The organism is Pseudomonas brassicae (assembly GCF_010671725.1).
GTDB lineage: Bacteria > Pseudomonadota > Gammaproteobacteria > Pseudomonadales > Pseudomonadaceae > Aquipseudomonas > Aquipseudomonas brassicae.
This window is the reverse complement of record NZ_JAAHBU010000474.1, coordinates 1-11,537: the sequence shown is the minus strand read 5'-3', so window position 1 is coordinate 11,537 and position 11,537 is coordinate 1. Positions and strand designations below refer to the sequence as shown.

Sequence of the window (11,537 nt, the reverse complement as noted above, 5' to 3'; positions counted from 1 at the left end):
CTGCTTGCCAGCGAAAGGGCCCAACAGTCACCCATCATCTTCCTGCCGAGTCTTCATCGTGAGCACACCCAGCCACTACTCCCCCGACCACCCCCATCCCCACCCATCAGCGCGTCTTCGGCGCCCGCGACCTGTTCTCGCTGTGGTTCTCCCTCGGCATCGGCCTGATGGTGTTGCAGACCGCGCCTTGCTTGGCCCGGGCCTGGGCTGCCCGGCGCATTGCTGGCGATCACCCTTGGCACGCTGGTCGGCGTGCTGTTGCTGGCGCCGCCGGGGTGATCGGCAGCGACACCGGCCTGTCGGCCATGGGCACCTTGCGCCTGAGCCTGGGCCGCCACGGCGTGGCGTTGCCGGTGGTGCTCAACCTGCTGCAACTGATCGGCTGGGGCGCGTTCGAGATCATCGTCATGCGCGACGCCGCCAGCCTGCTCGGTGCACGCGCCCTCGGGGCCGACAGCGCCTGGGTCAGCCCGCTGCTGTGGACCCTGTGCTTCGGCGCGCTGGCCACCGCGCTGGCGGTGGCCGGGCCGCTCACCTTCGTGCGGCGCATCCTGCGCAAATGGGGCATCTGGCTGCTGCTGGGCGCGTGCCTGTGGCTGACCTGGAACCTGTTTGCCAAGGCCGACCTGGGTGCGCTGTGGGCGCGTGCCGGTGACGGCTCGATGGCGCTGGGGGTGGGTTTTGATATCGCCATCGCCATGCCGCTGTCATGGCTGCCGCTGATCGCCGACTACTCGCGCTTCGGCAAGCGCTCTTCGCAGGTGTTCATCGGTACGGCCCTGGGCTATTTCATCGGCAACCTGTGGATGATGAGCCTGGGCGTCGCCTACATCCTGGCCTTTGCCACCGACGGCGAGGCCAACACCCTGCTGCTGGCCCTGGCCGGTGCCGGCGCGGGTATCCCGCTGTTGCTGGTGCTGCTCGACGAGTCGGAAAAAGCCTTTGCCGACATCCACTCGGCAGCCGTCTCCAGCAGCCTGCTGCTGCGCCTGAAAGTCGAACACCTGGCGCTGGCGATCGGTGCGGTGTGTACGCTGATCGCCTGCTTCGCGCCATTGGGCCAGTACGAGAACTTCCTGCTGCTGATCGGTTCGGTGTTCGCGCCGCTGTTCGGCGTGGTGCTGAGCGACCACTACCTGCTGCGTCGTCGACGCCTGCCGGGGGCGGTCGACGGCCTGCACTACGGCGCGCTGCTGGCCTGGGCGTGTGGCGTGGCCACCTACCACTTGCTGGCGACCTACGCGGCCGAGTTTGGCGCGACCCTGCCAGCCTTGCTGCTGGCAGGTGCGCTGCACCTGCTGCTGGGGTTCAACCGCGGCCGGGAAACAGCTCGGGCCTGATCACGCCGTTCAGGCGCGGGTAGGGGATCTTCAGCTCGATGTGACCCATGGAGTACGGGGCGATGGCATACACCTCGTACTTCACGATCACCGCGCCGTAGGTCAGGGCGATGTGCGGCGATTGCTGGAACGGCCAGTTCTTCACGAACTCGGCGTCCTTGTCCATGCCGGTGCTGATCAGCCAGCCCTTGTGGGCCTCTTCGACGGTCTTCCAGAAGGTCGCTTGCTGGCCGGGCAGCAGCATGTCCTGCAGGCTCAGTACCTTGTCCTGCTGGCGCGAGTAGTTGATGAAGCCGCGCCCCGGTGCCCCATGCGCGCCCCCGGTGTCCAGGTAACTGGACAGCTCGATGATCACCAAGCCGTCATGCTGCTCGCGTACCTTGGCCTGCAAGTAGCTGCTGTTGCGGCTTTGCGCCGAGCGCAGGTAGCTGTCCTCGTAGGACTTGAGCGAGGCTGGCAGCGGTGCGCCTTCGCCCTCGCGGGTAAGCGAGAGCAGGCTGCGCTCGACGATCGCATCCAGCTTGGGCTGCGCCGGGAAGTGCACCGTGTCGATGTTCACCAGCGGGCAGTCTTGCGCCGTGCAGCCCGGTTTGATGTGCTCCCAGGCCTCGCGCTTGACCTCCAGCGGGGCACGGAAGTTGGGCTGGAACAGGCTTTGGCAGGCGCCCAGGGTCAGGGCCAGGGCGGCTACGCCGACGAATTTCGCAAGCGACATGATGATCCTTGTAGTGCAACGGTAATCGGGCTTGGACCGTCGGCAACGCCTTCGGTTCGCCACTAAGCTGATAAGACCGGCTGTGCCTATCCTGGCAGGCTGCGGGTTTGGTTGAAAGGGGTGAAACCGCGCAGCGTGCAGGTTAGGATGGCGCGAAGTGGCAATAGGTAACGAGGTCTCCATGACAGATACGCTTAAAGCCGCGCCCAGCGACATCCAGATCGTGCGGCGCGAGAACTGTTTCAAGGGCTTCTACCAGCTTGACCGGGTGCACCTGCGCCACGAGTTGTTTGCCGGTGGCCTGGGGCGCGAGATCAGCCGCGAGCTGTTCGTGCGCCACGATGCGGTGTGTGTATTGCCGTACGATCCGCAACGCGACGAAGTGGTGCTGATCGAGCAGTTTCGTGTCGGCGCCATGGGCAAGGTCGCCAACCCGTGGCTGATCGAACTGGTCGCTGGTCTGATCGACAAGGACGAACAGCCTGAAGAAGTTGCGCACCGCGAGGCGCAGGAGGAAGCTGGGCTGGTGTTCAGTGCGCTGTGGCCGATGACCCGCTACTTCCCGTCACCCGGTGGCAGCGACGAATACGTGCACTTGTATCTGGGCCGTTGTGACAGCGCCGGGGCGGGCGGCTTGCACGGGCTGGAAGAAGAGGGCGAGGATATTCGCGTGAGGGCCTGGGCGTTCGAGGATGCGCTGCAGGCCGTGCGCGATGGGCAAATTGCCAACGCGGCGAGCATCATTGCCTTGCAATGGCTGGCCTTGAACCGCGATGAAGTCAGGGGGCTATGGTCGTGAATCTGTTGCGCGAGCGCTACCGGGTCGATCTGGTCGGGTTGCAGGCAGCCTGCGAGGCCAACTATGCGCGCCTGATGCGCCTGTTGCCCGACATGCGCACCGCCCAGAGCTCGCGCCGTATCGGCATGACCCAGGGTGACCAGATGCTCGGCGTGCTGGTGCTCGACGTGGTGCTGGCATGCCCCTATACCACCACCCTGCGCGTGCGCCAGGAGCACAGCCTGCCGTGGCTGCCGGTGCCGCAGCTGGAAGTGCAGGTGTACCACGATGCGCGCATGGCCGAAGTGGTCAGCGCCGAGCATGCACGGCGGTTTCGCAGCATCTACCCGTACCCGAACGCGGCCATGCACCAGCCCGACGAAAAGGCCCAGCTCAATCTGTTTCTGGGTGAATGGCTGAGCCATTGCCTGGCCTGTGGCCACGAGTTGGCCGTCGTTCGATGAAAATGTGACGTGTGTCCCTGGTACAGGTTTGCTCCGCTGTTTCTTCCCCACCATAATCGTGCTGAATCCGCCCAAGGAGACGGCCTTGCCGCACTCGATCCCCTCACGTGACGCCTCGGTGCTGCTGGTGCAGCTGTCCGACAGCCATCTGTTTGCCGAGGCCGACGCCACGTTGCTGGGCATGAATACGCGCGACAGTCTGCGCCGCGTGGTCGAGCGCGTGCGGGAGGAACAGCCGGTGGTCGACCTGGTACTGGCCACGGGCGACCTGTCGCAGGACGGCAGCGTCGAGTCCTATCGCTGGTTCAGCAAGCTGAGCGGGCAGATCGAAGCGCCTGCGCGCTGGCTGGCAGGCAACCATGACGAGCCGCTGCCGATGGAGCAGGCGGCCGCAGGCAGCGATGTGCTCGATCCGGTGGTGGATATCGGCCACTGGCGAGTGATCATGCTCAATTCCGCGGTGCCGGGTTCGGTGCCGGGCCTGTTGGCCGAAGACCAACTGCAGTTGCTGGAGCGTGCGTTGCGCGAGGCGCCCGAGCGTCATCACCTGATCTGCTTCCATCACCAGCCGGTGTCGATCGAATGCGCCTGGATGGCGCCGATCGGGTTGCGCAACGCCGATGCGCTGTTCGACCTGCTGCAAGGTTATCCACAGGTGCGGGCACTGCTGTGGGGGCACATCCATCAGGAGTGGGACCAGTGGCGCGACGGCGTGCGCCTGCTTGCCTCGCCGTCCACCTGCATCCAGTTCGAGCCGCGCAGCGACGACTTCAAGGTGGGCGACCAGGCGCCGGGTTACCGCTGGCTGCGCCTGCATGACGATGGCCGGCTCGACACGAGCGTGTCGCGGGTCACCGACTTTGCCTTCACGGTGGATTACGGCAGCAACGGCTACTGAGGATTAATTGTTGCCAAACGCCTAAAACTGCTCGTTGGGCCAGCGAACAGGCTAAACTGCGCCTCTTTTGTGCTCGTTGCGGCGGGCGATGCAGGGGTATCGGGGGCAGTTCATGTCGGGTTCGATTCTTTATATTCACGGGTTCAACAGCGCACCCACCTCGATGAAGGCCAGTCAGCTGATCGGCGTGATGCAGCAGTTGGGTCTGGCCGAGTCCCTGCGCGTACCTGGGCTGCACAATCACCCGCGCCAGGCCATCGCCCAGCTCGAAAGCGCCATTGCCGAGCTGGGTTCGCCATTGCTGGTCGGCAGCTCGCTCGGCGGCTACTATGCCACCCACCTGGCCGAGCGCCATGGCCTCAAGGCGTTGCTGGTCAACCCGGCGGTCAACCCGCACCAGCTGTTCGACGGCTACCTGGGCCCGCAGCAGAACTTCTACACCGGGGAAACCTGGGAGCTGACACTGGACCACGTGCAGGCCCTGGCCGAGCTGGAAGTGCCCGCCCCGAGCGACCCGCAGCGCATCCAGGTGTGGCTGCAGACCGGCGACGAAACCCTGGACTACCGCCGCGCCGAGCGCTTCTACCGGGCTTGTGCACTGCGTATCCAGGCCGGCGGCGACCACAGCTTCCAGGGGTTTGCCCAGTGCCTGCCAGCCTTGCTGAGTTTTGCCGGGGTCGCGCCGCAGGCGTACCAGGCACTCGATTTTGCTGAACTTTGACTGATCATTTTCACCTACGACTGACGACGAGAACCCATGGCCAATCCCAGCGCTAGCGCCTATAACGCAGACGCCATCGAAGTCCTCTCCGGCCTTGACCCGGTGCGCAAGCGCCCGGGCATGTACACCGACACCAGCCGGCCCAACCACCTGGCCCAGGAAGTCATCGACAACAGCGTCGACGAAGCCCTGGCCGGCCACGCCCGTACGGTGCAGGTCATCCTGCATGCCGACCACTCCCTTGAAGTGTCCGACGATGGTCGCGGCATGCCGGTGGACATCCACCCCGAAGAGGGCGTCTCGGGGGTCGAGCTGATCCTCACCAAGCTGCACGCCGGCGGCAAGTTCTCCAACAAGAACTACCAGTTTTCCGGCGGCCTGCACGGCGTGGGCATCTCGGTGGTCAACGCCCTGTCCAACCAGGTGCGGGTACGGGTCAAGCGCGACGGCAACGAATACCAGATGACCTTCGCCGACGGCTTCAAGGCCAGCGAGCTTGAAGTGATCGGTACGGTCGGCAAGCGCAACACCGGCACCAGCGTGTATTTTGCGCCCGACCCCAAGTATTTCGATTCGCCCAAATTCTCCATCAGCCGCCTCAAGCACGTGCTCAAGGCCAAGGCCGTACTGTGCCCGGGGTTGCTGGTCAGCTTCGAAGACAAAGGCACCGGCGAGAAGGTCGAGTGGCACTACGAGGACGGCCTGCGCTCGTACCTCGAAGACTCGGTGAGCGAGTACCTGCGCCTGCCCGATGCGCCGTTCTGCGGCAGCCTGGCCGGCAACAAGGAGGCCGTCGACTGGGCCTTGCTGTGGTTGCCCGAGGGCGGTGACAGCGTGCAGGAAAGCTACGTCAACCTGATCCCCACTGCCCAGGGCGGCACCCACGTCAATGGCCTGCGCCAGGGCCTGCTGGATGCCATGCGCGAGTTCTGCGAGTTCCGCAACCTGCTGCCGCGCGGCGTCAAGCTGGCCCCCGAAGACGTGTGGGAACGCATCAGCTTCGTGCTCTCGATGAAGATGCAGGAGCCGCAGTTCTCCGGCCAGACCAAAGAGCGCCTGTCGTCGCGCGAGGCGGCCGCGTTCGTCTCCGGGGTAGTCAAGGACGCCTTCAGCCTGTGGCTCAATGCCCACCCCGAGGTGGGCATGCAGCTGGCGGAACTGGCGATCAACAACGCCGGGCGCCGGCTCAAGGCGAGCAAGAAGGTCGAGCGCAAGCGCGTGACCCAGGGCCCGGCGCTGCCAGGCAAGCTGGCCGACTGCGCCGGGCAGGACCCGATGCGCGCCGAGCTGTTCCTGGTCGAGGGTGATTCGGCCGGTGGTTCCGCCAAACAGGCACGCGACAAGGAGTTCCAGGCGATCCTGCCGCTGCGCGGCAAGATCCTCAACACCTGGGAAGTCGATGGCGGCGAAGTGCTGGCCAGCCAGGAAGTGCACAACATCGCCGTGGCCATCGGGGTCGACCCCGGTGCCAGCGACATGAGCCAGCTGCGCTACGGCAAGATCTGCATCCTCGCCGACGCCGACTCCGACGGCCTGCATATCGCCACCTTGCTGTGCGCGCTGTTCGTGCAGCATTTCCGCCCGCTGGTCGAGGCCGGGCACGTCTACGTGGCGATGCCGCCGCTGTACCGCATCGACCTGGGCAAGGAGATCTACTACGCCCTCGACGAAGCCGAGCGCGACGGCATTCTCGACCGCCTGGTGGCCGAGAAGAAGCGTGGCAAGCCGCAGGTCACCCGATTCAAGGGCCTGGGCGAGATGAACCCGCCGCAACTGCGTGAAACCACCATGGACCCGAACACCCGGCGCCTGGTGCAGTTGACCCTGGAAGACCTGGAAGGCACCCACGAAATCATGGACATGCTGCTGGCCAAGAAGCGCGCGGCGATCGCAAGGCGTGGCTGGAGTCCAAAGGCAACCTGGCCGAGGTACTGGCTTGATTGCGCGGCTCCTGACGGCGCTGTTGTCACTGCTTGCCGTACCGGCACTGGCCGAGCCCTGGCCAGAGCTGGTGCTGCAGGCCGAGCACCCGGTCGAGGGCATGCGTGGCGGCAATCTGTCGGGGTTGGCCCTGTGCAATGGCGTGCTGTGGACCGTCTCGGACCGTGACGACGACCTGCTGTACCGGCTCGATACCACCCAGCCGGTGTGGCAGGCCGAAGGCGTCACGCTGGACGTGCCGGCGGTGCCTGAAAGCGGCTTGCCCTGGGGGCTGCGCTCAAGCAATTGGGCAATGTCCTACGTGCGCGGTGGCGAGCTGGATTTTGAAGGCATCAGTGCGATGCCGCCGGCAACCGCTACCTGGTCAGCGAAACCCATGTGGCCGTGCTGCAGGTGCCGGTTACCGGTGCGCCGAACTGGCTGAAGATCGACCCGAGCATGGTCCGCCAGGCCCGCGCCAGCGGCATGCTGCTGCACTTCAACGCCCTGCTCGAAGGCATCGCGATCAACCCGGCGGGTGATCGCCTGTGGCTGGCCGCCGAGCGCGAGCGGCGCGGGCTGATCTCGATCAATCGCCAGCAGACCACCTGGAACTGCGGTGATGGCTGTGTGCTGCTGAGCGAGGCGGGCACCGAGATGCAACCGGCACAGATGCCCGGCGCACGTGAACTGCCGCGCGATTTCGCCGACCTGGCACTGTTCGGCGGCAAGCTGTTCACCCTTGAGCGCAATGCGTTTCGCATCTGCCGGCGCGATGCCGACCAGGGCAGCATCGAGCGCTGCTGGTCGTTCGCTGCCGAGGGGCTGACCGAACCGCGGCGTTATTCGCAGCCGTTCGGCCTGGCCGAAGCGCTGGTGATCGATGCCGAAGGGGCCTGGATAGGGCTGGACAACAATGGCGGCAGCCGCGCCGATGGCGAAAACCGCCCCGTGGTATGGCGCTTCGCCGCGCCTGCGGGCGGCTGGAGTGCCAAGCCATGAGCCAGGCACCGGGCAAGCGTGCCGGCCGGGTGCTCATGCTGCTGGCCTGGGCGGCCGGGCTGTTCCTGGCCACGCGCTTTTTTGGTGACTGGGAGCAGCGCCAGGCCAATCCCAACAGCGAAATCAGCTCGCAGCACGGCGATGGCTACGTCGAAGTACGGCTGCTGGGCAACGGCCAGGGGCATTTTGTCGCCGACGGTCTGATCAACGGTCGGGCGGTGCATTTTCTGCTGGATACTGGCGCCACCGACGTGGCGATCCCCGAGCCCCTGGCCCGACAGTTCAACCTGAGCCGTGGTGCGCCGGTCACCCTGAGTACCGCCAACGGCCGTACCGAGGGCTACCGTACCCGGCTCGACAGCCTGCAACTGGGCGACATTCTTTTGCGCGACGTGCGCGCCCTGGTGGTGCCGGGGCTGGACGGCGAGCAGGTATTGCTGGGCATGAGTGCCCTGAAACAACTCGAATTTACCCAGCGCGGCGGCACCTTGCTGCTGCGCCAGACCTTGAAATGATGAGGCCCGCATGAGCGACTCCCTTGATCTCAGCCTCGATGGCGTAGAGCGCCGGTCACTGGCTGACTTCACCGAACAGGCCTACCTCAACTACTCCATGTACGTGATCATGGACCGTGCCCTGCCGCACATCGGCGACGGCCTGAAGCCGGTGCAGCGACGCATCGTCTACGCCATGAGCGAGCTGGGCCTGGATGCCGATTCCAAGCACAAGAAATCGGCGCGTACCGTCGGTGACGTGCTCGGCAAGTTCCACCCGCATGGCGATTCGGCCTGCTACGAAGCCATGGTGCTGATGGCGCAGCCGTTCAGCTACCGCTACACCCTGGTCGATGGCCAGGGCAACTGGGGTGCGCCGGACGATCCGAAGTCGTTTGCGGCCATGCGCTATACCGAGGCGCGCCTGTCACGCTATTCCGAAGTGCTGCTCAGCGAGCTGGGCCAGGGCACTGCCGACTGGGGGCCGAACTTCGACGGCACGCTCGACGAACCCCTGGTGTTGCCGGCACGTTTGCCGAACATCCTGCTCAACGGCACCACCGGTATCGCCGTGGGCATGGCCACCGACGTACCGCCGCACAACCTGCGCGAAGTGGCCACCGCCTGCGTGCGCCTGCTTGACGAGCCGAAGGCTACCGTGGAGCAACTGTGCGAGCACATCCAGGGCCCGGACTACCCGACCGAAGCAGAGATCATCACGCCGCGCGCCGACCTGCTGAAAATCTACGAGACCGGCCGTGGCTCGGTGCGCATGCGCGCGGTGTACCACATCGAGGACGGCGACATCGTGGTCACCGCGCTGCCGCACCAGGTGTCGGGTGCCAAGGTGCTGGAACAGATCGCCGCGATGATGCAGGCCAAGCCGTCCAAGGCGCCGCAAGTGGCCGACCTGCGTGACGAATCGGACCATGAGAACCCGTGCCGCATCGTGATTATCCCGGTGCACAGCCGCGTCGACCATGAAGCGCTGATGCAGCACCTGTTCGCCAGTACCGAGCTGGAATCGAGCTATCGCGTCAACATCAACATCATTGGCCTGGACGGCAAGCCGCAGCTGAAAAACCTGCGGGCGTTGCTGGTCGAATGGCTGCAGTTCCGCGTGCAGACCGTGCGCCGGCGCCTGCAGTTCCGCCTGGACAAGGTCGAGCGTCGCCTGCACCTGTTGGACGGTTTGCTGATTGCCTACCTCAACCTGGATGAAGTGATCCACATCATCCGTACCGAGGAGCACCCGCGGGCCAGGTTGATCGAGCGTTTCGCCCTGAGCGAGATCCAGGCCGACTACATCCTCGACACGCGCCTGCGCCAGCTGGCCCGCCTCGAAGAGATGAAGCTGCGCAACGAACAGGACGAACTGCTCAAGGAGCAGGCCAAGCTGCAGGCCCTGCTGGGCAGCGAAGCCAAGCTCAAGAAGCTGGTGCGCACCGAGCTGCTGCAAGACGCCGAAACCTATGGCGACGACCGGCGTTCGCCGATCGTCGAGCGTGCCGAAGCCCGTGCGATGACCGAGCATGACCTGCTGCCCAACGAAAAAGTCACCGTGGTGCTGTCGGAGAAGGGCTGGGTGCGTTCGGCCAAGGGTCATGACATCGACGCCACCGGGCTCTCCTACAAGGCTGGCGATGGCTTCAAGACCGCGGCAGCGGGGCGCTCCAACCAATATGCGGTGTTTATCGACTCCACCGGGCGCAGCTACTCGGTGCCCTCGCATACGCTGCCGTCGGCGCGTGGCCAGGGCGAGCCGCTGACCGGCCGCCTGACGCCGCCGCCGGGCGCCACCTTCGAATGCGTGCTGATGCCCGAGGACGATGGCCTGTATGTGATCGCCTCGGACGCCGGCTATGGCTTCGTGGTCAAGGGTGAAGACCTGCAGGCCAAGAACAAGGCCGGCAAGGCCCTGCTGAGCCTGCCCAACAACGCCAAGGTGATCCTGCCGCGTCAGGTGGGCGACCGTGAGAACGACTGGCTGGCAGCGGTGACCACCGAAGGCCGCTTGCTGATCTTCAAGGTCAGCGACCTGCCGCAGCTGGGCAAGGGCAAGGGCAACAAGATCATCGGTATTCCCGGTGACCGGGTGGCCAGTCGTGAAGAATTTGTTACCGATTTGGCCGTGATTCCCGAGGGGTCGACCCTTGTATTGCAGGCCGGCAAGCGTACCCTGTCACTCAAGGGCGATGACCTTGAGCACTACAAGGGCGAACGTGGGCGCCGTGGCAACAAGCTGCCGCGGGGCTTCCAACGGGTCGATGCGCTGTTGGTCGAAAGCCTCGGATAAGCGCTGCAGAGGCCTCGAACGGGTATTTTCATGCCCGTTCGCGGCTTAAACACTGGAGTCGCACCGTACTTTCGCGGATGATAGGCCCCCTGTGGTGCCAGCGTGGCTGTGTGCCCGATGAATTCATGAGTATCACTGCGGTAAGCCGTGTGGCGACCGCCTGGATGGGATGATGACTTTTCTGCGCCTTCCATTTGTTCTACTGCTCAGTGGCGTGCTGGGCTTGGCCGGTTGCAGCATGCACCAGCCGGTAGCGCTGTATCAGCTCGACAGTGGCGAGCCGGGCCAACCGACCCAGAGCAGCGGCATGGCCGTGGTGCTGGGGCCGGTGTCGGTGGCTGACTACCTGCAGCGCGAGACGCTGCTGCAGCGTCAGCGTGATGGCAGCCTGACTGCGGCGACCGACGGTCGCTGGGCGGGCAGCCTGTCGCGTGACATCGACCAGTTGCTGGTGCGTCAGCTGGCCTGGCGCCTGGACAGCCAGCGTGTGGTGCTGGCCCCGGCCAGTACCGGGTTCAGCCCGGATGTGCAGGTACTGCTGTCGATCACCCGGCTGGACTCGGGTGCCAACCAGCCGGCGATCCTGGATGCGCAATGGCGCTTGCTCGACCGCCGTGGGCAGGTGCGTGACAACCGCATCGTGCATTTCGAGCAGCCGCACCAAGGCAGCTCGGCGGCGCAGGTTCAGGCGCAGGGGCAGTTGCTGCAGCGTCTGGCCGAGCAGTTGAGCGTGGCGTTGAAGCCGCTGGCCAATCAGCCGCCGATCGTGCAGGAGCAGCCGAAGAAGGTGGCTGCACCGGTACAGGTGCGCAAAGAGCCGGAGAAGCCGCGGATCCCGATGGCCACGCCGATTCGGACCGAGATGGAGGTGTTCCGGTTCTGACCGGACACAAAAAAAGCCCGCAGCGA

Annotated in this window: 9 protein-coding genes and 2 pseudogenes; 10 read left to right on the top strand and 1 reads right to left on the bottom strand. The window is 65.3% G+C overall.

All coding sequences use genetic code 11. The features are described from left to right. Positions 1-167 precede the first annotated feature (167 nt). Positions 168-1,340 (top strand): putative hydroxymethylpyrimidine transporter CytX, encoded by a 1,173-nt coding sequence (cytX, locus tag G3436_RS24725; RefSeq protein ID WP_243667309.1) that lies wholly within the window; start codon positions 168-170, stop codon positions 1,338-1,340. Here the strand turns inward: cytX and G3436_RS24720 are convergent. Further along, positions 1,309-2,055: an RsiV family protein gene (locus G3436_RS24720; RefSeq protein WP_163950573.1), complete on the bottom strand. Its 747-nt coding sequence runs from the start codon at positions 2,053-2,055 to the stop codon at positions 1,309-1,311. The genes cytX and G3436_RS24720 overlap by 32 nt on opposite strands. A gap of 181 nt (positions 2,056-2,236) precedes the next feature. Here G3436_RS24720 and G3436_RS24715 point away from each other — a divergent pair, with 181 nt between their 5' ends. From G3436_RS24715 to G3436_RS24675, 9 genes and pseudogenes are all read left to right on the top strand, one after another. Continuing rightward, positions 2,237-2,854: an NUDIX domain-containing protein gene (locus tag G3436_RS24715; protein ID WP_163950571.1), complete on the top strand. Its 618-nt coding sequence runs from the start codon at positions 2,237-2,239 to the stop codon at positions 2,852-2,854. Further along, entirely contained in the window at positions 2,845-3,297 is a 453-nt protein-coding gene (locus tag G3436_RS24710; protein WP_163950570.1) for a DUF1249 domain-containing protein, read from the top strand. The genes G3436_RS24715 and G3436_RS24710 overlap by 10 nt, the downstream gene beginning before the upstream one ends. A gap of 85 nt (positions 3,298-3,382) precedes the next feature. Next, on the top strand, positions 3,383-4,195 hold the full coding sequence (cpdA, locus tag G3436_RS24705) for a 3',5'-cyclic-AMP phosphodiesterase (RefSeq protein ID WP_163950568.1): 813 nt from the start codon (positions 3,383-3,385) through the stop codon (positions 4,193-4,195). 112 nt (positions 4,196-4,307) lie between these two features. After that, entirely contained in the window at positions 4,308-4,916 is a 609-nt protein-coding gene (locus G3436_RS24700) for a YqiA/YcfP family alpha/beta fold hydrolase (protein WP_163950565.1), read from the top strand. Between the two features lie 36 nt (positions 4,917-4,952). Beyond that, positions 4,953-6,856, top strand: a pseudogene (gene parE, locus G3436_RS24695) (DNA topoisomerase IV subunit B). Then, a pseudogene (locus tag G3436_RS24690) lies at positions 6,856-7,838 on the top strand (esterase-like activity of phytase family protein). The pseudogenes parE and G3436_RS24690 overlap by 1 nt, the downstream one beginning before the upstream one ends. After that, positions 7,835-8,353 carry a retropepsin-like aspartic protease family protein gene (locus G3436_RS24685; RefSeq protein WP_163950562.1) on the top strand — a complete coding sequence of 173 codons (519 nt, stop codon included), beginning with the start codon at positions 7,835-7,837 and terminating at the stop codon, positions 8,351-8,353. Before G3436_RS24690 ends, G3436_RS24685 begins: the two are co-directional and overlap by 4 nt. A 10-nt stretch (positions 8,354-8,363) precedes the next feature. Further along, on the top strand, positions 8,364-10,628 hold the full coding sequence (gene parC, locus G3436_RS24680; RefSeq protein WP_163950560.1) for a DNA topoisomerase IV subunit A: 2,265 nt from the start codon (positions 8,364-8,366) through the stop codon (positions 10,626-10,628). 172 nt (positions 10,629-10,800) lie between these two features. After that, positions 10,801-11,511: a PqiC family protein gene (locus G3436_RS24675; RefSeq protein WP_163950557.1), complete on the top strand. Its 711-nt coding sequence runs from the start codon at positions 10,801-10,803 to the stop codon at positions 11,509-11,511. Positions 11,512-11,537: the final 26 nt, after the last annotated feature.

Excerpts from the sequence above, each read along its gene's own strand:
- parC (WP_163950560.1), top strand. The coding sequence starts at position 8,364 with ATGAGCGACTCCCTTGATCTCAGCCTCGATGGCGTAGAGCGCCGGTCA.
- G3436_RS24715 (WP_163950571.1), top strand. The coding sequence starts at position 2,237 with ATGACAGATACGCTTAAAGCCGCGCCCAGCGACATCCAGATCGTGCGG.
- G3436_RS24675 (WP_163950557.1), top strand. The coding sequence starts at position 10,801 with ATGACTTTTCTGCGCCTTCCATTTGTTCTACTGCTCAGTGGCGTGCTG.
- G3436_RS24700 (WP_163950565.1), top strand. The coding sequence starts at position 4,308 with ATGTCGGGTTCGATTCTTTATATTCACGGGTTCAACAGCGCACCCACC.
- G3436_RS24685 (WP_163950562.1), top strand. The coding sequence starts at position 7,835 with ATGAGCCAGGCACCGGGCAAGCGTGCCGGCCGGGTGCTCATGCTGCTG.
- G3436_RS24710 (WP_163950570.1), top strand. The coding sequence starts at position 2,845 with ATGGTCGTGAATCTGTTGCGCGAGCGCTACCGGGTCGATCTGGTCGGG.
- G3436_RS24720 (WP_163950573.1), bottom strand. The coding sequence starts at position 2,055 with ATGTCGCTTGCGAAATTCGTCGGCGTAGCCGCCCTGGCCCTGACCCTG.
- cytX (WP_243667309.1), top strand. The coding sequence starts at position 168 with ATGGTGTTGCAGACCGCGCCTTGCTTGGCCCGGGCCTGGGCTGCCCGG.